This is a genomic window from Flavobacterium beibuense (genome assembly GCF_004151245.1).
Classification (GTDB): domain Bacteria; phylum Bacteroidota; class Bacteroidia; order Flavobacteriales; family Flavobacteriaceae; genus Flavobacterium; species Flavobacterium beibuense_A.
The window spans coordinates 25,796-51,246 of record NZ_JUIW01000010.1 but is presented as its reverse complement, the minus strand read 5'-3'; the positions used below and the strand labels follow the sequence as shown (position 1 = coordinate 51,246).

The following is a 25,451-nucleotide window of genomic DNA, read 5'->3' as shown; positions in this document are numbered from 1 at the left end:
TTATTACTCCCCTCTTATAATCATTACCTTTTTCACTTTGGTTTGAGTGCCGTCTTCAGATGATATAAATATCATATAAACACCCGAAGCTACCCTGTACTTACCAAAAGCAGTAGTATCCCAGGTTACTGTACCTCCCTGTGAAGTAGTTTCATACACTAGGTTACCTTCTATATCCGTAATCTTAAGGTTTACCTTATTCATTAACCCGCTAATGTTTACTTCTCCCTCAAACCCCGGGCGTACGGGATTAGGAAACACATAAACATTATTAAGGTTATCTTCGGCAGCTGTAGATGTCCCTAAATAAGACACCATGCCTTTATCTGTAGCAAAGAAAACTTCTCCTGTAACACCGTTAATTTCTATATCATAAACAGAATTACTAGGTAAAGGCGAATTATCCTTTGTAAAATGTGCAAGGGTTTCCTGTCCGTTTGGCGATACCAAAAATGCTCCTGCACCTGCAGTGGCTATCCATTTATTATTGGAACCATCTACTTCAATTTCATTTATAACCTGCTCATACATTAATTCCTGGGCAAGATCGTCTTCAATTATTATAATTGCGTTTGTGGTTAGCTGGTTTTCACTTACAAAACGTTCTACACTTGAAAGTACCCTTAATCCTCTTATAGTTCCTATCCATAATTGGTTACGATTGTCAATCGTCAGACATTTTACATAAGAAGTAGGTAAGTTACCCGTATTATCATCTATTACTATAAACTTGTTACCAAGGGTTTCGTTAAACGCCACAATTCCGTTATTTACTGTAGGAACCCATTTTGTACCGTTCTTATCTATAACCATCTTTCCGTAACTATCGGATGAAGGAGCTGAAGTAACATCCACAAAACTATAGGAAACCCATTGCCCTCCGGAAGACATTCTCTTTAAAGGCTTATCAACAAGAGCATTCGTTACCCATACATTTCCGTTTTTATCAAAAGCAGGCCCGTTTACCCTAATAGAATTATTACCTATTGCCTGTAAACCATTTTGACCAGTGTTAGTATTAGTATACAACATATCAGGCACATCATCATTCACCCTTAATAATCCTGACTGATGTGAGGCTATATAAACCTGATTTTGATTTGACGGGTTAACGGTAATGGCAGAAAGAGACCGGGCTCCTAAAACATCCGAAGGCGATATATGAAACCAACCATTTTCAGTTAGTTTACTTATACCATTTAACGAATAATCCGGAGTGTAATAGAAATTATATCCTCCGTATACAGCCCAAAGATTTCCAGTAGCCATTTTTAAGGAGAAAATGCTGTTTTGTAAGGGTCCGTCAGGAGTTATATTTTCATAATAATTCAAATCATTTAAAAAGCTTGTAAACACACCCTTTTCATAAGTACCTATATAAATCTTCTCATTTAAGATAGTAGCACACGTAAAATTGAGCGATTCCCCGGGAATATAATTAATGGTATACATGTGCATAAGCTGCTCATTGTATATATTTATAACATTCCCACCCATAGCTATAAGATATCCCCCTGAAGACCTTAATTCGTTTACCGAACTGGGAAATTGTGCAAAAAAAGAAAAGGATTCATTTAAAAGCCTGTAAACAACACCAGAATTATCTGAAGCAAATAAATTACCCGCAAAAGATGCTATTCCTGTAAATTGCCCCGGAGTGAACTCGCTCCACTGATTAAAATCATTAAGATTAGGATTGGTATAAATCGCTCTTCTTATACCGTTTTCAGCTGTAGAGGCATAAATATAACCATTATAAACCGCACATTGCTGTACAGGTATTTCGGCACCATTAGGACCTAAATAATAAGTATCTCCAAATTCAAGGGTCTGAAGATTAAATACTGAGATACCGAAATCACAGGATATGTAAGCTTTTCCTTCATATTCATAAATTCCGTTTATTTTCTTCTTGTTTTGAGCTATTGTAGTTTCTTCAACTATATCTATAACATTAAGTATTGAATTGTCCTGATTAACAACTATAAGCAAACCGTTTGAGTTACCCACAAGTGTTTTGCCGTATGCATTACTGTGGTATATTGCTGTAATCGACTCCGATTTAAGCCCGTCTACAGATGTAAATGTACTTAAATCATTAGTTAGTACGTTCTTTGAAAAAACAGCATATTCGCCTGCTGCAAACACCCTGCTTGGGCTATTGGTAATGTCAATAATACGATTATAGGAAAAATAACTCTTCCACAGCTGATTAGCCTGTGAAAAAGCCACTGAACAAGTTAAAAACAGCAGTATGGCAAAAACCCTTTTCATTAATGATAATTTACAGCAAATATAGGTAAAACGCTTTTATCCTTTTTTTTGTATACCCTTTATAAAAAAAGCCCTTCATTTAACTTTGAAGGGCTCTTAAATATTTGATTTGGGTAATTATTATACTACTCCCTGTGCCAGCATAGCATCAGCAACTTTTACAAAGCCTGCAATGTTAGCTCCTTTTACATAGTCAATAAAACCGTTTTCTTCTGTACCATAAGCAAGGCATGAAGCGTGGATGTTAGCCATAATACCTTTAAGTCTTTCATCAACTTCCTCTCTTGTCCAACTTAAACGAAGTGAGTTTTGAGACATTTCAAGTCCTGAAGTAGCAACACCTCCGGCATTTGACGCTTTACCCGGGGCAAATAAAATTTTTGCCTTGTGGAAAACTTCAACAGCTTCCGGCGTAGAAGGCATGTTAGCACCTTCTGCCACACAATGACAACCATTCTCTACAAGCATTTTTGCCTCTTCACCGTTAAGTTCGTTTTGTGTAGCACATGGTAATGCAACATCACACTTAACTTCCCAAGGTTTACCGTTGGCAACAAATTTAGCCTCAGGATACCTGTTAAGATATTCGCTTATTCTTCCGTAATTTACGTTCTTAATTTCCATTACATAAGCCAGTTTCTCTTCGTTAAACCCTTCAGTATCATAAATATACCCTGAAGAATCTGAGAAAGTAACTACTTTACCTCCAAGCTGCATTGCTTTTTCAGCAGCATATTGCGCCACGTTACCAGAACCCGAAATAACTACCGTTTTACCGATAAAGCTTTCGTCTCTTGTAGCTAGCATACTCTGTGCAAAGTATACACATCCGTAACCTGTAGCTTCCGGACGGATTAATGAACCTCCAAAAGTGATACCTTTACCGGTAAGTACTCCTGTAAATTCATTTCTTAATCTTTTGTATTGGCCAAACAGGTAACCTACTTCACGTCCGCCAACGCCTATATCACCGGCAGGCACGTCTGTATCAGGACCTATGTGTTTTGCAAGCTCAGTCATGAAGCTCTGGCAGAATTTCATGATTTCGTTATCAGATTTTCCTTTAGGATCAAAATCAGAACCACCTTTACCACCGCCCATTGGCAATGTGGTTAAGCTGTTTTTAAATGTTTGCTCAAACGCCAGGAATTTTAAAATACTAAGATTTACAGATGGGTGGAAACGAAGACCTCCTTTGTAAGGGCCTATCGCCGAATTCATTTGTATCCTGTATCCTCTGTTTACCTGAATCTGGCCTTTATCGTCAAGCCAGTTTACACGAAACATTACTACTCTCTCTGCCTCAACCATTCTTTCCAAAAGCATTTTGCCCTGGTATTTAGGGTTGTTCTCAATAAAAGGAATAACTGTTTCGGCAACTTCTCTTACTGCCTGCAGGAACTCCGGCTCATTTGGGTTTCTTTTTGAAACTGAATCTATAAAAGTTTCTATGCTTCCACTCATAATTATTATAAGTTTTTAATATTTAAGAAAACGTTTTCGTTAACGGCGCAAATATACATTTTTCTATTAAAAAAACACTTAGGGTTTTGATTTCAAATACTTTATGCTTTTAAGACCAAAAACATTTAAAAATGAAGCTCTTAACCCAGTGCCTGGCGTATGTCTTCCAGTAAATCTTCTATATCCTCTACCCCTACACTAAGCCTCACAAGGTCGTCCGTAATACCAATTTCCTTTCTTTTATCTTCCGGAATCGATGCATGTGTCATTAAAGCCGGGTGGTTAGCAAGAGATTCTACTCCTCCTAACGATTCAGCAAGTGTAAATACCCTAACACTCTCTAGGAATTTAATTGCGTCTTCCTTTTTACCCGATTCAAAAGTGAATGATACCATTCCTCCAAAACCGCCCTGCATCTGCTTTTTGGCAATTTCATGGAAAGGATGGCTTTCAAGCCCCGGATAGTAAACCGTTTTAACTTTTGGATGGCTGCTAAGGAAATTAGCAACTTTCTCTCCGTTTTCACAGTGGCGCTCCATTCTTAAATGCAGGGTTTTAATACCGCGCAATACAAGATAAGAATCCTGAGGACCTAAGGTACCTCCTGTTGCAAATTGAGAAAAGTGTAGTTTTTCGCCTAGTGCCTCATCTTTAGTTATAAGTGCACCGGCAATAACATCACTATGCCCGCCCAGATATTTTGTAGCCGAGTGCATAACAATATCGGCACCCATATCAAGAGGCCTTTGAAGGTACGGCGTTGCAAAAGTGTTATCTACCGCAAAAAGAATGTTTTTCTCTTTGGTTATTTTAGCGATTGCCTCAATATCGGCAAGCTTCATAAGCGGGTTTGTTGGGGTTTCTACCCACACCAGCTTCGTCTTTTCATTAATCAGTGACTTAAATTTATCAATATCGTTCATATCCACAAAATGGAAATTGATACCAAAATCCTGATAAATTCTTGTAAACATCCTGTAAGTACCACCATAAAGATCGTCCATAGCGATAACCTCATCACCAGGCTTAAGCAGTTTCATTACACAGTCGGTCGCTGCAAGACCCGATGAAAATGCAAGTCCGCGCACACCGTTCTCTATGCTTGCTAAAGCATCTTCAAGTGCTGTTCTTGTAGGGTTGGCAGCTCGGCTGTATTCATATCCTGTATGTACTCCCGGGCTTTTTTGTGCAAAAGTAGAAGTTTGATATACCGGCGGCATTACTGCTCCTGTAGAAGGGTCAGGGTGTTGTCCGCCATGAATGGTTTTTGTGTTAAATTTCATATAATTAAATATTCTTTATCCGTACAGTAGGCAAATTTACTGTAATTTAGTTGACCCTGTATAAGGATATTAACCTTTTGCAAAACAATAACATTATTAACATGGCAAAACACTTAACCTTACTATTAGCCGCATTTATGCTTTTTAGCTGTGGCAAGGACAAGAAAAACAATGATGAAGAACCGCTAACCGAGGAAACCCCTGTACTGGCATTCACTACAAAAACCTACTATAAAAAAACATCACTGCCATGTGATGATTATTGCCCTAGTGTTTCTATAAAAGTTCCCGAGGCTGAAAATGTACCTGTGGTGGCAGACAGCATTAACAATAAGGTATTTAATACTGTAAGAGGAATAGTTTACTTTGGCGAAACACCTTATAAAGCGGCAAACTATGAAGACCTTATGGCTTCCTTTATGGGATCGTATGAAGAACTGAAAAAGGAGTTCCCAGATGATGTAATGACGGGCTTTGAGGCTAAAATAATCGGATCTGTAGATTATAAGACCGACAGTATTATAAACATAAAACTTAACAACTATACTTTTACAGGTGGTGCTCACGGGTATGAAGGCAACAGGTCTTTAATTTTTGACGCAAAAACAGGTAAAAGCCTTAAGTATGAAGATATTTTTACCGATGTAAGCGCTTTTAGGCAATATGCCGAAAAGAAATTCAGAGAGAAATTTAAAATCCCGGCAGGCAAATCGATAAATGCTACCGGCCTTTTATTTGAAGACGACAAGTTTGCGCTTCCGTTAAATATCTTCTTTAAGGAAAACGGGTTATTGCTTTTTTACAATTCGTATGAAATATCATCGTACGCCGAAGGGCAAAAAGAACTCTTTTTACCCTATAGCGAAATTGATGAGTTTTTTAAAACTTAAATAAACTTTTTTATCTGCATCATTATACCTAAATGGATGGCTTCATGATAATTATTGAAGTCGATAGCCATTTCTGTTGAAGAAAGCAAAAATCCAAGTTCGGAAGTCCTTTCGTTATATGATGTAAATAAACCTTTTTTATAATCATCTTCTGTTTTCTCTATTGTAGTAAACAGAAGATTTTTTATTTCATTTACTTCCTGCTGTGTTACATCGCCTTCAGGCTTGCTGCCTCTCCTGTATTTGGCGAGCATTTCCTCACTTACCATCATGGGCTGGTAAGACCCTGCATAAACCAATAATTGTTGTGAAACCACAATATGGCCTATATTCCATATCAGGTTATTGCTAAAGCCCTGAGGTATTTTATTTAACTGCTCTAACGAATATTTTTCCAGCCATTTTGCATATATCTCCCTGCTGGTACGGGTTATTTTAAAAGTGGTTTCCATTGATTAATTTATATAAGTTTATCCTGTTTATATCTTTGTAAATATCTCTTTAAATCATTAAACTTTTCAGCATCCCAAACTTCTCCCCACCTGTCTGTACTTGTATCATTTAAAAACTCCTGAGACAATGCAACTTCTATCTTATGTTTAGCTAAAATTGCCGTACATTGCTGAGCTGCCCAAAAAGGAGCGGGAGTATTGGCTCCATACATATCGACAATACCAATTTCAGAGGCATTATTTACAAGTTTCTGAAAATCATCTCTAAGTTTTAGAGGGATACTATTTTCAACTGACTGTGACACAGGTTCTCCCCTTCCTATAATTTCCAACTTTAACCCTTCGCCTTCCCAGTCAGGCAAATTATCTGCAATCAGTATATTCAATAAATGATCCGCGAACTCCTGAATATCTTCATGATATATCTCATATTTTTGACAAAAGGAGATAATACATAAAGCTCCTATTAGCTGCTGTTCCCTTATATTTAAATCAGAAATATCCATTGTTTTATTAATAGTCTTTACTCTACTTTTTTAGTAGAATTTATTTTTTTATAAAAGTACTATATCCTTATTTATAAAACCGCTTACTTTTGCAAACAAGTATAAAAACATAATATGAAAAAGATATACTACCTTAAAACCTGTGATACCTGTAAAAAGATAATTAAATCGTTACCTAATACCGATGGTTTTGTTTTACAGGACATTAAAGAGGAACCCATTACAGTAAAGCAGCTTGAGGAAATGTATGCATTTGCAGGAAGCTATGAAAAGCTTTTCAGCAAAAGGGCAAAGCTTTATAAAGAGCGTGGCATGAAGGACATTAACCTTACCGAGAATGACCTTAAGCAATACATACTGGAGCATTATACTTTTTTAAACCGTCCGGTTATTATTGCAAACAACAATATATTTGTAGGCAACAGCCCTAAAAATGTAACTGCTGCCATTGAGTACTTAAGCAATGAATAAACGCCTTCTTGCCTTAACAGCTGCCACAATGGTATCTGTTATATATGGGGTAACTTTTACTATTGCTAAAGATGTAATGCCTGCCTTTGTAAAACCTTTTGGGTTTATCGCATTGCGTGTGGGAGGATCTGTCGTCCTTTTTTGGCTGATTGCTTTTTTTGCCACCAAACAAAAAATAGCATTAAAAGATTTTCCGCGCATTATAGCCGCAGCTTTTTTTGGTGTAGCCTTTAACATGCTTACTTTTTTTGAAGGGCTTAGCCAAACATCTCCCATAATGGCATCGGTACTTATGGTTACCACTCCTATGATAGTGCTTCTTTTAAGCGCTGCTATAATGAAAGAGAAAATTGTGGGTAAAAAAATGGGCGGAATAGTTCTTGGACTCATAGGAACCGTACTGCTTATTCTATACGGCAAATCCATTGGCAACGGAGAAAATGAACTTTGGGGAAATTTTCTGGTGTTTGTAAATGCCGTTTCTTACGGACTCTACCTTATTATAGTCAAAAAACTGATGGACAAATACAGTCCGTTTGCTTTTGTAAAATGGATATACCTTTTCGGGTTCATTATGGTACTACCTTTTGGCTGGCAGCAACTAAGCGAAGTACAATGGGACGTTATGCCAACAAGTATCATGATAAAAGTTGGATTTGTGGTTATTTTCTCCACTTTCCTTACCTATTTGCTTAACCTGCTCTCCATGAAAGAGCTTAAACCAACAACGGTTGCTGTTTTTATTTACCTTCAGCCCTTGTTTGCAACAATATTTGCCGTAAGTTTGGGTAAGGATGCCCTTAATCCGGTTAAGATTTTTTCGGCAATCCTAATCTTTACAGGCGTATACCTTGTTACCGCACCACCCAAGAAACCGGTACTTACTAAAGCCGGTCTGGGGGATATTTAACCCCTTACCTCACCGTTCGTGAATTTTAATTAACTTTGTGGCACAAATTTTTTTGTATGATACAATCTATGACGGGTTTTGGAAAGTTTTCTTTACAACTACCCACAAAAAAAATTACCGTTGAAATAAAATCCCTAAACAGCAAAGGCTTAGACCTTAGTGTAAGAATGCCATCGGTATACAGGGAAATGGAATTAAAGCTCCGCAACCAGATAGCCCAAAAACTGGAAAGAGGAAAAGTTGATTTTTCTCTTTTTGTAGAGGTTACTGCTGAGGAGACTTCATCAAAGGTAAATATCCCTATCGTAAGGTCTTACATAAACCAGATGAAAGAAGTGGTAAACGGTGATGAAACCGAACTTCTTAAAATGGCCGTACGTATGCCGGATGCGTTTAAAACAGAGCGTGAAGAAATTGACGAAAGCGAATGGGCAAGCATTCAGGGAGTTATAGACCAGGCTCTGGAAAACATACAAAGTTTCAGGGTATCGGAAGGTATCGCGCTTGAAAAAGAATTCCTGGTAAGGGTATCTAACATCCTTAACCTGATGAAAGAAACCGTAGCGCTTGACGGCGAACGCATAGAGAATGTAAAAACAAGGCTTCGTAATGCCATTAAGGAACTTGAGGTAAATGTAGATGAGAACCGCTTTGAACAGGAGCTTATCTATTATCTTGAAAAGATGGATATTACCGAAGAAAAGGTAAGGCTTGAAAATCATCTTAATTACTTTATGGAAACCCTTGCCGGAAATGAGGCAAACGGACGTAAACTAGGTTTCATTACTCAGGAAATAGGCCGTGAGATAAACACTATGGGCTCTAAATCCAACCATGCACAAATGCAAAAGCTGGTAGTACAAATGAAGGATGAGCTGGAAAAGATTAAAGAACAGGTTTTAAATATTTTATAATAACGGTAATACCGTAAGCATACACAATGAATAAAGGCAAACTGATAGTATTTTCCGCTCCGTCAGGATCAGGCAAAACCACAATTGTAAAACACCTTTTGGCGCAGCCCGAGCTTAACCTTGAATTCTCAATCTCGGCAGCAACCAGAAGTGCAAGAGATGGCGAAACAAACGGAAAAGACTATTACTTTATATCGCTTGAGGAGTTTAAAAAACATATTAAGCAGGAGGATTTTGTAGAATGGGAAGAAGTATACCGTGATAATTTTTACGGCACACTTAAAAGCGAGGTAGAGCGCATTTGGGCTCAGGGCAAAAACGTAATTTTTGATATTGACGTTGCCGGAGGACTTCGCATTAAAAAGAAATTTCCCGAAGAAACCCTTGCAGTGTTTGTAAAACCACCAAGTATTGACGAACTGAAGAGACGTCTTAAAAACCGTTCTACAGAGAGCGAAGACAAGATAAACATGCGTATCGCAAAGGCATCGGTAGAGTTGGCTACTTCACCACAGTTTGATACAATTATAAAAAACTATGACCTTGACACTGCCAAACAGGATGCTTATAACCTTGTAAAGGAGTTTATAAAGTAAATACTTAACCTATATGAAACGAAAGCTTATCAATTGGGCGAAACCAAAAATAAAACGCTTGTTAGGCATTCGTACATACAATATGGTTGAGGAACTGACCAAAAAAGGCTTTACTATAGGCGAGCGTTGCAATATTCAACCAGGCTGCATTATAGACGATTCTCATTCCTGGCATATAGAAATTGGCAATGATGTTACTTTAGCTCCCAGAGTTCATATATTAGCACATGATGCAAGTACCTGGACATTTTTAGGTTACACAAAAATTAAGAACACCAAAATAGGAAACAGGGTTTTTATAGGTGCTTCAAGCATTATTTTACCCGGTGTAATTATAGGAAATGATGTAATTATAGGTGCAGGCTCTGTTGTTACCAAAAGTATTCCTGACAATTCGGTCTATGCAGGAAATCCCGCAAAATTTATAATGGCTACCAGCGAATATATACAGCAGGAAAAACAAAAAATGAATACCGAAAACTGCTTCGGGCGCGAATTTTCTGAAGCAAATAACGTAAGCATGGAAAATAAAATGCTTATGAAACGTATGGCCGAAAAATATGGTACGGCCTACGCTCAATAATTTGATTAAAATGAAAATAGGATTGTACTTCGGGACATTTAATCCCATACATACAGGGCATTTGATAATTGCAAACCACATGGCCGAGTTTACCAATCTTGATCAGGTATGGCTGGTGGTTACCCCTCACAATCCGCTTAAAAAGAAAAGCACATTACTTGAAGACCATCATCGTTTGGAGATGGCCTTTCTTGCCACAGAAAGTTATGACAGGTTAAAACCTACCGATATAGAGTTCCGCCTGCCACAGCCTAATTATACGGTTAACACTCTGGTCCACTTACAGGAAAAGTTCCCAACCCATGAATTTTCACTTATTATGGGCGAAGACAACCTTAACTCCCTGCATAAATGGAAAAACTATGAGATAATTCTGCAAAACCACGATATTTATGTATATCCGCGCATTAATACCGAAATAGCTAACGAAGAGCTCATCAACAATCCTAAAATACACAGGATAGATGCCCCTGTTATAGAAATATCTTCCACTTTTATAAGAAACAGTATAAAAGACAGTAAGGATATAAGGCCGTTACTTCCGCAAAAAGTTTGGGAATATATAGATCATAATCTTTTCTATAAGAAATAAATAGACTAAACACTTAACAATTCGTTATCGACAATTTTTAGGGTATTTCGTACCTTTGGGTAAAATACTTTCTAATCATGTTAAATTTCGAACTTTATAACCCTGTCAACCTGGTGTTTGGCAAGGGACAAATCGCTAAATTATCCAAACTTATCCCGCAAAATGCAAAAGTCCTTTTGGCCTATGGCGGAGGCAGCATTTTTAAAAATGGCATTCATACTCAGGTAACTGAAGCCCTTAAAGGTTATGACATTACCGAGTTTGGAGGTATAGAACCCAATCCGCGTTATGAAACCTTAATGAAAGCCGTTGAGCTTATCCGTGAGAAAAAGCTGGACTTTATACTGGCAGTAGGAGGAGGATCGGTAATAGACGGAGTGAAATTCATCTCGGCTGCCGTTAATTTTGAAGGCGACCCTGTAGACATTCTGATAAAAAGAATACGAATTGAAGGTAATGCCATGCCATTTGGCACCGTATTAACTCTTCCTGCAACAGGAAGCGAGATGAATTCAGGAGCCGTTGTAACCATAGAAAAAACACAGGAAAAACTTTCTTTTGGCGGGCCTGCTGTATTTCCGCAATTTTCCATTTGCGACCCAACAGTTATCGCATCGCTTCCTAAAAGGCAATTGCAAAACGGAGTAATAGATGCTTACACACACGTGATGGAACAGTATCTAACCTATCCGCACGATGCATTGTTACAGGATCGTATTGCCGAAAGTATACTTCAAACCCTTATAGAAATTGGTCCGGATGTGGCAGAAAACCCAACCGATTATAAACTGGCATCCAATTTTATGTGGTGCTGTACCATGGCTCTTAACGGATTGATACAAAAAGGTGTACCTACCGACTGGGCCACACACATGATAGGCCATGAACTTACCGCTTTGTATGAAATAGACCATGCCCGCACACTGGCAATAATAGGCCCTAACCTGTACAGGGTAATGTTTGATACCAAAAAAGACAAACTGGCTCAGTATGGCCGCAGGGTTTGGGGTATTACCACAACCGACACCGAAGAAGCTGCCACGCAGGCTATAGAAAAAACAGTACAGTTTTTCCATACAATGGGCATGGAAACCAAGATATCTAATTATACATCGGATTATAATAAAACAGCCGACTTTATAGTAAAACGTTTTGAAGAGCGCGGCTGGAAGGGGTTGGGCGAACGCCAAAACGTTACGCCCGAAAAAGTTAAGGCGATTGTAGAGATGAGCTATTAAAAAATAAAAGGCATTCCGGCTTGACCCGAATGCCTTTTAAAACACCAAAAACAAAAAATTTAACTAACCTTGTTGTAAACTTCGTCTAGAACAAAATTCTATAGAATAACGCCCCTAAAGATTTTAAATTGTATCAAATTGGCATAATAATATGTTAATATTTAAAAATATGACCTTTATATAATATGCTAACATAAAAACCCATTGGCACATGCTGTATTTTTTAAGTACATTTGGGCTTTGTAAAACAAACAATTAAAATGAACGATACTCCCAAGTTCGCTGTAATAGGTGGTGGAAGCTGGGCTACGGCAATCGCAAAGATGCTTTGTGTAAACGTAAATGAAATTGCCTGGTATATGAGGAGCACCTATGCCATCGAGCATATAAGGCTACAGAAGCACAATCCTAATTATCTAAGCTCTGTTGAGTTTGATAATGCGAAACTGAAGCTTACTAACGATATTAATGAGGCGGTAGCCTATGCAGATTATATAATTTTTGCCATCCCTTCGGCATTTTTAAGCGGAGAGCTTGAAAAACTTACCGAAAGCCTGGAAGGGAAAGTTATCTTTTCAGCCATTAAAGGTATCGTACCGGAAACAAGCCTTATTGTAGGCGAACATTTTCACGAGAAATACGACATTCCATACGAAAACATTGGTGTTATAACAGGTCCCTGCCATGCAGAGGAAGTTGCGCTTGAAAGGCTTTCTTACCTGACAATTGCCTGTGGCGACCAAAAGAAAGCCAAAATAATGGCAAAGAGGCTTGACAGCTATTATATCAAAACCAAAATATCTGATGATATAGTGGGTACAGAATATGCTGCCATGCTTAAAAACATTTATGCCATAGCTGCGGGTATTGCCCACGGTTTAGGATATGGAGATAATTTCCAGGCCCTTTTGATGAGTAATGCCATAAGGGAAATGAAGAAATTTATACGCAAGGTACACCGAATGAAACGTAACATAAACAATTCGGCTTATCTGGGCGACCTTCTGGTTACAGGATATTCGGTTTTTTCAAGAAACAGGATGTTTGGTAATATGATAGGTAAAGGCTATACCGTAAAATCGGCCATGATGGAAATGAGCATGGTTGCAGAAGGGTATTATGCCACAAAGAGTGCCTATAACCTTAATGAAGAATACAAAGCAAAAACCCCTATTATTGATGCCGTATACAGCATTTTATATGAAGGTAAAGATGCAAAGCAGGTATTTAAAAAACTTACCGATAAACTCGATTAAATTAAGTAGCCATGAACCATGACCACCTGATTAACCATCCGGGTATTTTAACCGGGTTCACTATTCTTGTCGTTATTATGCTGTTGTTAGACCTTGGTGTGTTTAACAAAAAAAGCCATGTAATAAGCAATAAGGAAGCGTTAGCTTGGTCGGTAGTATGGATATCGCTTGCAATGGCCTTTAGCGGGGTAATTTATTACCTTATGGGCTTCCAGCAGTTTGCCCAGTTCCAAAGTGCTTATTGGATTGAAAAAGCCCTCTCGGTAGACAACCTCTTTGTGTTTATTATGGTATTCGGGTTCTTTAATGTACCCAAGCACCTGCATCACAAAGTTTTGTTTTGGGGTATTATTGGTGCATTGGTTTTCCGTGCCATATTTATATTCACAGGCGTAGAGCTTATAAACATGACATATTTGCCCGAAATGGAAGTTTTTGGACAAATGGTAAGCATCAACGTAGTTTTAACCTTATTTGGCTTCTTTTTGCTTTTTGCAGGCATTAAATCGTGGAGTGCTCATGAAGATGACGACGAAAATAAAGATTTTTCCAAAAGTCCGGGTGCAAAACTGGTTTACCGTTTCTTTAAAGTTACTGAAAACTTTGAGGGAGACCGCTTTTTTGTAATTAGAGAAGGTGTACGCATAGCAACTCCGCTATTAGTGGTGGTTACGGTTATTGAATTTACCGACCTTCTTTTTGCAGTAGACTCCATCCCTGCGATTTTTGCTATCGCTCCCGATGATCCTTTCATCCTTTACACTTCTAACATTTTTGCCATATTAGGATTAAGGGCCTTATATTTTTTACTGGCCAACTTTATGTATATGTTCAGCAAGCTGCACTATGGCCTTGCCGTTATACTATCCTTCATCGGGGTAAAAATGCTTATAAGTCCGTTTTACCATATATCGTCTCCGGTATCGCTTATGGTAGTGGGCGGTATATTGGCTGTTTCCGTTATAATATCCTTTATGTTTCCCGGCGAACGTGAAGAAAAGGATGACGATGATGATTTTGAAGAAGATAATGATGATGAAGATGACGATTAATCATCTTATTAATTTTATTAGTTAATCGTTATTTCATCAATAAATATAAAGGCCTGCCCTCCGGTTCCCTGATGCCATTGTGGCAATGTCCCGAAATTATAGGCTTTTACCTTTACATATCTTGCAGAAACATTATTAAGATGTGCTATGTAATTCTCAATCACATTATCCTGCCTTGCATCTGTTTTTGTTTCAATGGTTTTTACTAAGGTAAAGTCCCTGTTATCATTAGACACGTAGTACTCCACTTTTACGGGCATCAATATCCACGAACGGCTATCCTGCAAAAAACTTGCCTCAATTAACGTTATCGGCATTTCCTCCTGCAAATCCACTACCGCTTCAAAATCCTGATCTTGGTAACCTTGCCAGTCACCTTTACGCCAGTTAGTAGTTCCTTTTATTCCGTCTATAAGACCTTCTGCCCCTCCTCCATGATATAATTTGTTATACTTTGATTTAATATCAATGGTATAATCATTTGTTTTTTTTATGAATGTGGCAGATACACTTTTACTTCTTCCTCCCATATCATTTTCGGCATAAGCCGTTAGCATGCAACCTTTTTTAACCGTTAATAGTTGCTTGTATTCTTTAATTGCCGACTCTCTTTCAAAATTATAATAAAGTTTTCCACCAAAAGGGGCATGTAAAGAAACCATAGTAGAATCCTTAAACGATTTCCCTTGAGCCTCAATAACCGGAACAGGTATAATTTTATCATATGCTTTTGTCTGAGTACCTACTATTGGGTCAAATACTTTTAAATCCTCCTTATAATTTGATTTTCTTATAACAGCAGTTGTACCATTTTCCATGTGGACTTTAGCTTCAGAAAAATACGGCTCGTTTTTTTGCCAGTAATTATCTCCGGGTGTAACATCATACAGGCCAATACTGCTCAATATATACCAGGCACTCATCTGACCGCAATCTTCGTTACCTATAAGTCCGTCCGGTGAGTTCTTATAAAACTCATCCAGTATGTAATGTACTTTTTCTTTTGTCTTTTCCGGTTTGCCCACATAATTATACAGATAAGCCATATGATGGCTAGGTTCGTTACCGTGAGCATACTGCCCTATAAGCCCTGTAACATCTGCCTGGTCACGCCCCGTAGTTTTACTCGGCAGACTAAACATTTCGTCAAGCTTGGCTTCAAATTTATCTTTACCTCCAAAAGCAGCGATAAGGCCTTCTATATCCTGAGGCACAAAAAAGGTGTACTGCCAGCTGTTCCCTTCGGTAAAATTGTTGTTTATCTCTCGTGCATCAAAAGGCTTATCCCAACCACCGTTCTTTTTAGGACGCATATGTCCTGTTTCCGGATCAAAAATGTTCTTCCAGTATTGTGAACGTTCCATAAAGTAATTATACTCATCGGTCTTATCCAGCATCATTGCCATTTGTGCAATACACCAGTCATCATAAGCATATTCAACCGTTTTAGAAACGCTTTCATGCTCATCATCTATACTTATGAATCCGTTTTTCTTATAGGCTTCTAACCCTAAATGATCCAGCATAGCACTGTGTTTGGCAGCCTCAAAAGCTTTTTCATAATCAAAACCTTTAATACCTTTAGCCATAGCGTCTGCCATAACCGAAACGGAATGATACCCAATCATGCAGTCGGTTTCATTACTGGCCAGTTCCCACACAGGCAGCCTACCACCCTGTTCATACTCTGTTAAAAACGTATTAATAAAATCAGCTGTGCGTTTCTTATCAATCAGAGTATACAGCGGATGTGCCGCCCTAAAGGTATCCCACAAAGAAAATACCGTATAATAATCAAACCCCTGCGCTTTATGAATTTCATTATCCCGCCCACGGTACATACCATCCACATCCATAGCAATATTAGGCTGCATCATGGTATGGTATAAGGCCGTATAGAAAATATTTAATTTCTCTTTATTATCAGATGTCACTTCAATTTTAGAAAGTTCCTTATTCCAAAGCTTTTCAGCTTTTTTTCTTGTTTTCTTAAAATCAAAACTAGGCATTTCCTGTTTCATGTTTTTGGCAGCACCCTCATAACCCGTTGGTGATAAGGCTACTTTAACCAAAATCTTCTCCCCTTTCTTTACATCTTTACTAAAGCTTATTGCCAGTAGTGAACCCGCAAAAAACCTGTCGGTCACTTTTGCAGGAGCAAAAGCATTATTATTAACTGCCGTTACCTTTACAGGTGCGCTAAACTCTATTCGGGCATAAACATACTGGTCACGCGCCCATGCCGAACTTTCCCTAAGCACTTCAATGGTTTTGCTGTCAATTACCCTTACCTCACCCATAATAAGCTTATCACGATGGTTAAGATCAAGTATGATATTAGCCTGGCCCTTTTTAGAGAAAGTATATTCATGCAGCCCCACCCTTGTGGAGGTCGTTAACTGTACCTGTATGTTATCATCATCAAGCTTTACGGCGTAGTAACCTGCCGAAGCTGTTTCATTATCATGAGAAAATGTTGATGAGTAGTCTTTGGCATCAAGATTAGGCTCACCCATAGTAGGCATTAGCATAATATCCCCAAAATCAGAAACACCTGTACCGTTAAGGTGCGTATGCGAAAAGCCATAAATTACGCTATCGGAATAATGATAGCCGCCACAACCGTCCCAACTGCCATCTATACGGGTATCAGGACTTAACTGAACCATTCCGAATGGCACTGTGGCGCCCGGAAAGGTATGCCCATGTCCTCCGGTACCAATAAACGGATTTACATATTTTGCATAGTCTTGAGACTGAGAAAATGCAGCTACCGTAAAAAGCAGCGATAACAGTAATGATGATTTTTTCATTTTTTGCTAAAATGTTTTGCTAAAGATGAAAAATTTACTGTTTAAAAACAAAAAAACAGCGCCTTAATAGGCGCTGCTTATATCAATAACTTAGTTACAGATTATTTAACCAATATACCTTCTTTAGCTATTACAGGTAACTCAACCGTATCTTCTTCGTTAATGGTTCCTGCTATAAATACATAGTTCTTATCAAACAGCATATTGTTCTTAAAGAACGTAACCATAAAGCTGTTGTGAAGCTGTAATACGGTTTCTTCAAGCATCTCTACCTTTATGGCTGAGTTTGCCGGCACTTCCATAAATGCATGGCGCATCATAGATGTTTTACGCTCTTCGCCATCTATAACTCCGGTTGCATTAGAAACTACGATAACCGTTTCCAGTTTATCATCACTATCGTTAATAAGATAAGCATACCAGGTTTTTTCCATGAAATCGTCGTTCCATTCCTGCATTACTGCCATATACACATTTTCCACTACCGGTATCTTAATATCTTTTTTCATTTTCTTACCTTTAAATTCTCTAAAATCAATTATTAAACATTACAAAAAACCAAAAACACCATGAAAAAAATTTCAGCTATAGCGATTTTGGCATTACTGGCGTTTACCGCATGCAAAAATGGAGAAAAATCATCGGATGACCAAATAGCTACAGATTCTACTGATACAGAAACAGTTACAACCGATACCCCTGTAGGAGATACCAGCAGGAACGCTCTAGACTGGCCGGGAGTATACAGCGACACCCTGCCTTGTGGCGATTGTCCGGGCCTTTTGTTTGATATTCAGCTTAATGATAACAACACCTATGCACTTTCTCTAAAGTATCTTGAAAAACAGGAAACTGCCAATAAATATACAGGAACCTTTACATGGGATGATTCCGGAAATGTTATTACCCTTGATGCTAACGGCGACCATAAAAAACTTAAAGTCCAGGAACACAGCCTTAAAATGCTGGATAAGTTTGGTAATCCGGAACAGGGCGACCAAAGTGATTATATCATAAAAAAGATAGACTAACAAAAAAGGCAGCTTAAAGCTGCCTTTTTTAATTATATATTCGATTTGAACTGTTCTAAGAAACGTACGTCGTTCTCATAGAACATACGTATATCACCTATTTGATATAACAGCATGGCTATCCTTTCCACACCCATACCAAAAGCAAAACCGTTGTACTTAACCGGGTCAATACCACAGTTGGTAAGCACGTTAGGATCTACCATACCGCAACCGCCTATTTCAAGCCATCCGGTACCTTTAGTAATCCTGTAATCGGTTTCTGTTTTTAATCCCCAGTAAATATCAATTTCCGCACTTGGCTCCGTGAACGGGAAGTACGACGGGCGAAGGCGTATTTTTGATTTACCGAACATCTCTTTTGTAAAGTATAAAAGCGTTTGCTTTAAATCGGCAAACGAAACATCTTTATCAATGTATAAACCTTCTACCTGATGGAAAATACAGTGTGAACGTGCAGAAACAGCCTCATTCCTAAATACTCTTCCCGGAGAAATGGTACGGATAGGCGGTTTGTTGTTCTCCATATAACGCACCTGTACCGATGATGTATGTGTTCTTAAAAGTACATCAGGGTTCGTCTGGATAAAGAAGGTATCCTGCATATCCCTTGCCGGATGGTATTCCGGTAGATTAAGTGCCGTAAAGTTATGCCAGTCGTCTTCAATTTCCGGACCTTCGGAAACATTAAAGCCGATGTTAGAGAATATATCTATTATCTGGTTCTTTACTATGGATATTGGGTGGCGTGATCCTACCTGGAAAAGTTCTCCAGGACGTGTAAGGTCGCCATAAATGCCTTTAGCATCCTCTTTGCTCTCCAGTGCATCCTGAATTTCGGTCACCTTATTTTGTACTGCTGTTTTAAAAGCATTGATTACCTGCCCGAATTCTTTTTTCTGTTCATTTGGAACATTTTTAAATTCAGCCATAAAGTCGTTAACAATACCTTTTTTACTCAGGAACTTAATCCTGAATGCCTCAAGCTCTTCCTTGTTTTGTGTCTGGAAAGCTTCGGCCTCAGCAATATAACTTTTAATCTTCTCTATCATCGTTATTCAGTAAAAGTGTGCAAATTTAGGTATTTTAAAAATGTAATACCATTAAACTTTAAGAAATAAGACCCTTTTCTAAAAAGTACTCTACAATGGCTCCCTTCATTAAAACCGACTGCTCCCCTGCCTTTAATGGCGGTAACTGTTCCTTAACGGTATAGTGCGGCCAGCCGTCTTCATCAAAAAAGTCAAATTCATAATAACCATAAGGCTCTAAAAGCCTGCAAATGGCTATGTGCATAAGGTTTAACTTTTCGTCTTTTTTAAACTTACGGTTAAACTTACCCAGTTCCTGCACCCCTATAAGATAGATGATTGCATCAAGGTCAAGTGTTTCGCCATCGGCAAAACGGTTTGATAATATATTTACAAGCTGTTCCCAGCGTGATTTTAATTGTTCGTCTCTGGACATTTTTCTGTTTTAGATGGCAAAGATAACTACTTGCCGATTAATTATGTGCATACTCGCTATTTGGATTATAACTAAAGTCTGCTAACTTTGTTTTTAATGAGTGTTATTGATATCATATTAGGCGGCCTGCTGCTGTACGGACTTATAAAAGGGCTATGGAGAGGCTTTTTTGTGGAACTGGCATCATTGGTTTCACTAATTGCAGGTATTTTTATTGCCCTTAAGTTTTCAGGCTTTATAGCCGATATTATAAGCGGTCATGTTTCCTGGGAACCCCGCTATATATCCATAACTGCATTTTTAATCACTTTTGTAGCCGTAGTGGTAGGCATAATACTACTGGCAAAGTTTTTTACCAAATTGGCCGACTTCGCAAGCCTTGGGCTTCTAAACCGTATATTGGGCGGGGTATTTGGTTTCCTTAAAATGGTACTGATAGTAAGCGTTTCGCTTAATTTTTTCCTTAAGATGAACAGCTCCCACATTTTTGCAGAGGATGAAACTCTGGAAGAATCCATTTTCTTTTACCCGATGCTGGAAGTGTCCAATACTATTTTCCCTGTTCTTGAAGAATGGTTTCAGGAATTTAAGGATCAGGAAATGCCGGAGGAAAAACCTGAAGTTTTCAGTAACGAACAAAGTGCTTAATCCTTCAGCTCTTTAATATCATTATCTTTTATCCAGCCGGTACTTTCGTCGGCTAGGGTTACTTTTTTCCAGTTATCCAATACCTCAACCACATTTACCTTTGTGCCTTCGTGCAGTATAAAGGCATCGGGCGCATTGTTTAAAGGCTCACTTTTTACAGATGCCACCTCACTAAACACAATAGCCGGCCTCATTTTAGAGGATTCTGTCTTTACAAAAGTTGCCGAAACAATACTGATAACTATTACGACCAAAGACAGTAATATACCTGCAAAAAACATCCTTTTTAAAAGGGTTGAGCCTGCAAAATAGTAACCAATAAAAAACAACAGTACACCAAAAGCAAAGCCTACCGCTATCCCGGCCCAGGTGTCATAATGATAGATACCTACCAAACCATAAAACAGTTTTGAAAAACCCACCTTTGGTGTCGCCTGAATATCATCTATCACCATTTTTTGAGCAAAACCAAGATTAACTTTTATATCCTTGTCATTAGGTTTTAAAAGCAGTGCCTTTTCATAATTATAGATGGAAGGAGCCGTTTGGTTAAGCTTGTAATAGGCATTACCAAGGTTAAAATACACCTCTGCCGATTCCTCGCCCCCTTCGAGTATGCTTTCATAACTTTGAGCTGCCTCTTCATACTTCCCTTCCCTGTACTGCTCGTTACCTTTATCAAATGCCGACTGCGCAGCCATAAGCTGCGTAAAAAACAATACTATATATGCTAATTTTTTCATTCTTTCTAACAACTTAATCATAAAGAATATTTTCTTCATCGTAGCTAATCAGTCCGTTATCCCTAAAAATATGAATCGTTCCTTTCACAGTCACATTATCAGCCTTAATATCGGTAATCAGTTCATCCGATTTTAAACTATAAACCTTTACTCCGGCAGCTGTTTCATCAGGTACTGAATAATATGTTTTATATATAACATATTTATAATCCCCGTTAGTAAAAGCAAGGTAATCAAGCATCATCCCTTCGTTTTCAGGACCTCCATGGCGTGCATATCCGGAATATTTAAATCCCGAAAAACCATCAGCCGTTTTCTCCCTTTTACTCTCCAGTTCAATTTTGTTTACGGTACCAAAACGATATACCATATATTCATCATCCACATCTTTAGCCAACATCATCTGTTTCCCTTTTTCCGTTTGAAAAGAAAAAACAGCCTCTTCATTAGGAAGAACGTAATCGGTCTGAGCAAAGGATGCCAAAGAAAACAACAACAGTATGAAGGTGATATTTTTCATTACACCTGTTTTTCCAATGCTGTTATTACCGATACCGCACTCTCATAATCCTGCTGCATTGCCGCACCCGATGACGGTGCATAACGGGCAAATTCACAACTGTCCATTATCCTGATAAAATCAGCTACCGTTTCCTGATTCGCTTTTCTGTTCAGTAACAACTCCTGAATGTTTTGTTTACTCATTTCAGAAGTTTCGATATTCAGTTTAGCTTTAAGGAAATTATGCAGGGCTTTTTCAAGTGCCACATAGAACTCCTCTTTATTGCCAAGCTGTTTTTTAGCAGCCGACAGGTATTTTTTAGCCAGTCTGTTATTCTGTCGTATCTTATTACCCACAACATCGCTGTCGTAAGCCTCTTTTTTCCTCTTACCTAATACAATTAGCGGTATTATAAGGAATGGCGCCGCTAACAGGCCATAAAACAGCGTTGAGCCAAAGAAATGATCCCTTTCCCTAGGCACAAGTTTTGTTTCCAGATCTACAAAACGGAACTGCTCTTTAGATTCCACTGTTTGCTTTTGAGTTCCTGCGGTCGCAGCAGGTGTAGTGGTTGCAACAGCATCTCCCGTAACCTCTATCATTAAATCTTTAGAAGTTATTGTTTTATATTTTCCTGTAGACGGATCAAAATAAGAGAATGAAAGCTGGTTAATAGGATACTTACCCCTGTTTTGAGGCACTATGGTATAAATATCAGATATCTTACCTGTCATCCCGCTTATAGGCACATTCACATTCTCTTTGTGCTCCGGGTCATACATTTCCAGTGCAGATGGCACAATCGGTTTAGGCAGTGTGAACAGTTTTAGGTTACCCTTACCGCTAACGGTTACATCAAGCTGTAATGATTCTCCTGTTTCAAGGCTGGTTTTAGAAGGCGTTACACTAAAGTCAAAACTACCTACAGCCCCTGTAAAATTATCCGGCTTTCCTGTTTCAGGCAATGGTTTAACGTTTATGGTCCTTGTACCCGAAGACAACAATTTATCCTCAGACACATAATTTACCATACCAAAACGATTGCGTCCGGTAGGCACCTGCAATGTAGCATTAACCAACAGAGGCTCTAATTCCAATTGTCCGCTCTTTTGCGGATACAATACTGTTTTTTGCAGCACTACATAACGGTACATTTCACCGTTATACATACCTTTTTCTATGGTAAGATGCTGAGGGTCGAACCTGTCGGTCTGGCTCCAGAAGTCATTAAAGCTCGGATTTTCCTTTACAAAGAAATTGGTAACATCGCTGCTTTGGCTCACGTACAGTTTGTAAACCACACTTACAGGTTCATTCACATACGGATTAGTCTTGCTAACCTCAGCCACAAGATGTACCCCCTCTGTAGCACTTTGCCTTGCCGCTTCATAAGGATCCTGAATTTTAACAGCATCACCCACCGATATTTTTATCGGTAGCGTTTTATATATTTTACCTTCTATTTCAATGCTGGCCTGCCCTATGGTAAAATCACCCTTAGAAGTAGGTGTAAGTATATAATCGTAACTCTTGCTGTAGGTATGCTTACCGTTTACCCATGAATTCCTTATGTTTTGCATAGGTCCCTGTGCCCTGAAGCCATCAAAGGAAGGAGGCACAAAGTTATCACCATCCTTGTTCATTGTAAAGCTAACCCTAAGGCGCTCATTTACGCCCAGCCTGGTCTTGCTGGGTTCGGCTTTAAACTCAACGTCCTGGGCATATATACCCTGTATTAAAAATAAAAATATCAGTAAGATGTATCTTTTCATCGTTGTCAATTCCTTACTCTGAATAATATAACATTTTTCAAATAAGTATCCGTTTAAACGGGGTTTACCAGTCTTTTTCCTGTCTTTGGGGCGGCATGCCTTTTACTTTTTTGGCATTTACCTTATCCTGAACTTTCTTTTCTTCGTTGTTCATGGCATCAAGCAGGTTTTCCATTCGCTGTTTGGATGGGCTGCCTTCCGCAGGTTCCTGGTCACGGTTTCCTTCATCTCCACCACCGGGCTTATTTTGGCCATCCTTATCAGATTTATCCTTGTCCTGTTGGCCTCCCTTATCTTTCTGCTCGTCTCCTTTTTCCTTATCCTGTCCGTTACCTTTCTTATCGTCAGGTTTATTCTGCTTGTTATCTTTATTGTCCTTGTCTCCTTGGTTGTTACCTTTGTTCTCGTCCTTGTTATTATTGCCCTGATTCTGATTGTCTTTATTATCCTGCTTGTCCTGCTGATCTTTATTCTGATCCTTGTTTTGTTGCGGTGGCGGCGGATTCTTTTTAAGCATTTCTTTTGCTAAGGCAAAGTTATAACGGGTCTCCTCATCATAAGGATCATTTCTTAATGCATTCCTGTATGCCTCAACAGCCGTCTGATAGTCTTTAACCTTCATAAGGGCATTGCCCAGATTATGATAGGCCCTGTGCTTGTCTTTCTTGCTTTCGGCTGTTTCTATCGCCGTAAGATAGGCATACATCGACTCTTCAACCTTACCCTGCCTGTATATGGCATTACCTAAATTATAAGCCCCTGCCGATTTTGTAGGTGAATCAGACTGAGATATCCTGTAGTTGGCCTCAGCATCCACATATTCCTTATCAGCAAATTGACTGTTACCTTTTGAAAGGTATACATCTTTTTTGTTGTCTTTGTTTTCCTTGTCCCCTTTTTGCTGAGAAAAAGCGACTAACGAAAATAAAAGCAGGCTGTATGTTACTAATCCTTTCATTTATACTTTTTCATTAAAAAGGTTCAACTTCCTTATCCATGCCGTTTTCCTGTCTAAAAGGAAAACATCCAGAAACAGCAGCAAAAAGGCTGCCCCTAAAAACCACTGGTATTGCGAATCGTAAGTTGCTATTTCTTTAGCTTCAAACTCAGTTTTCTCAATATTATCCAATGCCTTTTTTACATATTCCGATACTTCCCTTGTATTCCCTCCATACACATAACCGCCTTTTGTTTGATCGGCAATGGTTTTAAGTGCATCAGGATACATTTTGGTAATTACTACCTCACCCTCGCGGTCACGTTTATAGCTTTCGGTTATACCGTTTCGCTTAATGGGAATAGTACTTCCTTTTTCGGTACCTACCCCTATGGTAATTATCTTAATGCCTTTATCTTTAGCATTTTCTGCGGCTTCCATAGAGCCTTCACCATGATCTTCACCATCGCTCACCAAAATAAGCAGTTTGCTGGTTTGCGGATCATCATAATACGTAGTTGCCAACTGTATAGCATCGCTTAATGCTGTACCCTGAGAAGACACCATATCGGTATTCATGTTCTGAAGGAACATTTTTGCTACGCTGTAATCAGACGTTATAGGCAATACCGGATAAGCACTACCCGCATAACCTATAATACCAATCCTGTCTGTTCCCAGTTGATTGATGATTTGCGATACAATCTGCTTTGCCTTTTCCAGCCTGTTAGGGGCTACGTCTTCAGCAAGCATACTTTTAGAAACATCTATCGCAAAAACAATATCAATACCTTCACGTTTTACCGTTTCGGTCTTAGTGCCTATTTTAGGATTTACCAGTGCAATTATAACACCCGATAAAGCCAACAGCAATATTACAAACTTTAATACAGGCTTAAAAATCGATTTTTCGGGCGTAAGTTTTTTTACGAGTTCATCATCACCAAACTCACGCTGTTTTTTTCTTTTCCAGTATAGGTTAAACAGGAACAGCAGTAATAAAACCGGCAGTACCGCAAACAAATACAAATATTTTGACTCGTCTAATTCGTACATA

Annotated in this window: 26 protein-coding genes; 12 read left to right on the top strand and 14 right to left on the bottom strand. The window is 38.6% G+C overall.

All coding sequences use genetic code 11. From position 1 onward, the window contains the following. Positions 1-3 precede the first annotated feature (3 nt). From NU09_RS14085 to NU09_RS14075, 3 genes are all read right to left on the bottom strand, one after another. On the bottom strand, positions 4-2,274 hold the full coding sequence (locus NU09_RS14085; protein WP_129751944.1) for a T9SS type A sorting domain-containing protein: 2,271 nt from the start codon (positions 2,272-2,274) through the stop codon (positions 4-6). A gap of 120 nt (positions 2,275-2,394) precedes the next feature. Further along, positions 2,395-3,738, bottom strand: coding sequence for an NADP-specific glutamate dehydrogenase (gene gdhA / locus NU09_RS14080; RefSeq protein ID WP_129751943.1), 1,344 nt, complete (start codon positions 3,736-3,738; stop codon positions 2,395-2,397). A 140-nt stretch (positions 3,739-3,878) separates the two neighbouring features. After that, positions 3,879-5,021, bottom strand: a complete 1,143-nt coding sequence (locus NU09_RS14075) for a cystathionine gamma-synthase (RefSeq protein ID WP_129751942.1) — start codon at positions 5,019-5,021, stop codon at positions 3,879-3,881. Between the two features lie 101 nt (positions 5,022-5,122). Between NU09_RS14075 and NU09_RS14070 the strand changes: the two genes are divergently transcribed. After that, entirely contained in the window at positions 5,123-5,911 is a 789-nt protein-coding gene (locus NU09_RS14070) for a DUF3298 and DUF4163 domain-containing protein (RefSeq protein ID WP_129751941.1), read from the top strand. Here the strand turns inward: NU09_RS14070 and NU09_RS14065 are convergent. Continuing rightward, positions 5,908-6,363 (bottom strand): DinB family protein, encoded by a 456-nt coding sequence (locus NU09_RS14065; protein ID WP_129751940.1) that lies wholly within the window; start codon positions 6,361-6,363, stop codon positions 5,908-5,910. The genes NU09_RS14070 and NU09_RS14065 overlap by 4 nt on opposite strands. A gap of 8 nt (positions 6,364-6,371) precedes the next feature. Next, complete coding sequence (locus NU09_RS14060) at positions 6,372-6,869, bottom strand: hypothetical protein (protein ID WP_129751939.1); 498 nt, start codon at positions 6,867-6,869, stop codon at positions 6,372-6,374. Between the two features lie 114 nt (positions 6,870-6,983). Here NU09_RS14060 and NU09_RS14055 point away from each other — a divergent pair, with 114 nt between their 5' ends. The 9 genes from NU09_RS14055 (at position 6,984) to NU09_RS14015 (ending at position 14,481) form a co-directional block, all read left to right on the top strand. After that, a complete protein-coding gene (locus NU09_RS14055) occupies positions 6,984-7,340 on the top strand; it encodes an arsenate reductase family protein (protein WP_129751938.1) in 357 nt (118 codons plus the stop codon). Further along, positions 7,333-8,250 carry a DMT family transporter gene (locus tag NU09_RS14050; protein ID WP_129751937.1) on the top strand — a complete coding sequence of 306 codons (918 nt, stop codon included), beginning with the start codon at positions 7,333-7,335 and terminating at the stop codon, positions 8,248-8,250. The genes NU09_RS14055 and NU09_RS14050 overlap by 8 nt, the downstream gene beginning before the upstream one ends. Positions 8,251-8,306: 56 nt before the next feature. Further along, on the top strand, positions 8,307-9,164 hold the full coding sequence (locus NU09_RS14045) for a YicC/YloC family endoribonuclease (RefSeq protein WP_129751936.1): 858 nt from the start codon (positions 8,307-8,309) through the stop codon (positions 9,162-9,164). Between the two features lie 26 nt (positions 9,165-9,190). Further along, positions 9,191-9,760, top strand: coding sequence for a guanylate kinase (gmk, locus tag NU09_RS14040; protein ID WP_129751935.1), 570 nt, complete (start codon positions 9,191-9,193; stop codon positions 9,758-9,760). A 13-nt stretch (positions 9,761-9,773) separates the two neighbouring features. Next, entirely contained in the window at positions 9,774-10,343 is a 570-nt protein-coding gene (locus NU09_RS17265; protein ID WP_129751934.1) for an acyltransferase, read from the top strand. 10 nt (positions 10,344-10,353) lie between these two features. Then, entirely contained in the window at positions 10,354-10,935 is a 582-nt protein-coding gene (gene nadD, locus NU09_RS14030) for a nicotinate (nicotinamide) nucleotide adenylyltransferase (protein ID WP_129751933.1), read from the top strand. Between the two features lie 77 nt (positions 10,936-11,012). Continuing rightward, positions 11,013-12,173, top strand: a complete 1,161-nt coding sequence (locus NU09_RS14025; protein WP_129751932.1) for an iron-containing alcohol dehydrogenase — start codon at positions 11,013-11,015, stop codon at positions 12,171-12,173. 260 nt (positions 12,174-12,433) lie between these two features. Beyond that, the gene (locus NU09_RS14020; RefSeq protein ID WP_129751931.1) at positions 12,434-13,429 is read left to right on the top strand and encodes an NAD(P)H-dependent glycerol-3-phosphate dehydrogenase; all 996 of its coding nucleotides are present in this window, start codon (positions 12,434-12,436) and stop codon (positions 13,427-13,429) included. An 11-nt stretch (positions 13,430-13,440) separates the two neighbouring features. Then, positions 13,441-14,481 (top strand): TerC/Alx family metal homeostasis membrane protein, encoded by a 1,041-nt coding sequence (locus NU09_RS14015; protein ID WP_129751930.1) that lies wholly within the window; start codon positions 13,441-13,443, stop codon positions 14,479-14,481. Between the two features lie 17 nt (positions 14,482-14,498). On the opposite strand, the gene NU09_RS14010 is transcribed toward NU09_RS14015, so the two are convergent. Further along, entirely contained in the window at positions 14,499-17,294 is a 2,796-nt protein-coding gene (locus NU09_RS14010; protein WP_129751929.1) for a GH92 family glycosyl hydrolase, read from the bottom strand. A gap of 101 nt (positions 17,295-17,395) precedes the next feature. After that, positions 17,396-17,803 (bottom strand): hypothetical protein, encoded by a 408-nt coding sequence (locus NU09_RS14005; protein WP_129751928.1) that lies wholly within the window; start codon positions 17,801-17,803, stop codon positions 17,396-17,398. A 60-nt stretch (positions 17,804-17,863) separates the two neighbouring features. On the opposite strand from NU09_RS14005, the gene NU09_RS14000 reads away from it, so the two are divergent. Next, positions 17,864-18,325: a copper resistance protein NlpE gene (locus NU09_RS14000; RefSeq protein WP_129751927.1), complete on the top strand. Its 462-nt coding sequence runs from the start codon at positions 17,864-17,866 to the stop codon at positions 18,323-18,325. A gap of 32 nt (positions 18,326-18,357) precedes the next feature. Here NU09_RS14000 and pheS read toward each other — a convergent pair whose 3' ends face one another. Further along, positions 18,358-19,377 carry a phenylalanine--tRNA ligase subunit alpha gene (gene pheS / locus NU09_RS13995; RefSeq protein WP_129751926.1) on the bottom strand — a complete coding sequence of 340 codons (1,020 nt, stop codon included), beginning with the start codon at positions 19,375-19,377 and terminating at the stop codon, positions 18,358-18,360. Positions 19,378-19,435: 58 nt separating this feature from the next. Further along, on the bottom strand, positions 19,436-19,792 hold the full coding sequence (locus tag NU09_RS13990) for a hypothetical protein (RefSeq protein ID WP_129751925.1): 357 nt from the start codon (positions 19,790-19,792) through the stop codon (positions 19,436-19,438). A 96-nt stretch (positions 19,793-19,888) separates the two neighbouring features. Between NU09_RS13990 and NU09_RS13985 the strand changes: the two genes are divergently transcribed. Next, positions 19,889-20,440, top strand: a complete 552-nt coding sequence (locus tag NU09_RS13985) for a CvpA family protein (protein WP_129751924.1) — start codon at positions 19,889-19,891, stop codon at positions 20,438-20,440. Here the strand turns inward: NU09_RS13985 and NU09_RS13980 are convergent. From NU09_RS13980 to NU09_RS13960, 5 genes are all read right to left on the bottom strand, one after another. Further along, the gene (locus tag NU09_RS13980) at positions 20,437-21,183 is read right to left on the bottom strand and encodes a tetratricopeptide repeat protein (RefSeq protein WP_129751923.1); all 747 of its coding nucleotides are present in this window, start codon (positions 21,181-21,183) and stop codon (positions 20,437-20,439) included. The genes NU09_RS13985 and NU09_RS13980 overlap by 4 nt on opposite strands. Positions 21,184-21,196: 13 nt before the next feature. Then, the gene (locus NU09_RS13975) at positions 21,197-21,703 is read right to left on the bottom strand and encodes a hypothetical protein (RefSeq protein WP_129751922.1); all 507 of its coding nucleotides are present in this window, start codon (positions 21,701-21,703) and stop codon (positions 21,197-21,199) included. Continuing rightward, on the bottom strand, positions 21,703-23,457 hold the full coding sequence (locus tag NU09_RS13970; RefSeq protein WP_129751921.1) for a BatD family protein: 1,755 nt from the start codon (positions 23,455-23,457) through the stop codon (positions 21,703-21,705). The genes NU09_RS13975 and NU09_RS13970 overlap by 1 nt, the downstream gene beginning before the upstream one ends. 64 nt (positions 23,458-23,521) lie before the next feature. Next, on the bottom strand, positions 23,522-24,415 hold the full coding sequence (locus NU09_RS13965; protein ID WP_129751920.1) for a tetratricopeptide repeat protein: 894 nt from the start codon (positions 24,413-24,415) through the stop codon (positions 23,522-23,524). After that, positions 24,416-25,450: a VWA domain-containing protein gene (locus NU09_RS13960; protein WP_129751919.1), complete on the bottom strand. Its 1,035-nt coding sequence runs from the start codon at positions 25,448-25,450 to the stop codon at positions 24,416-24,418. It lies immediately after the preceding gene. Position 25,451 lies beyond the last annotated feature (1 nt).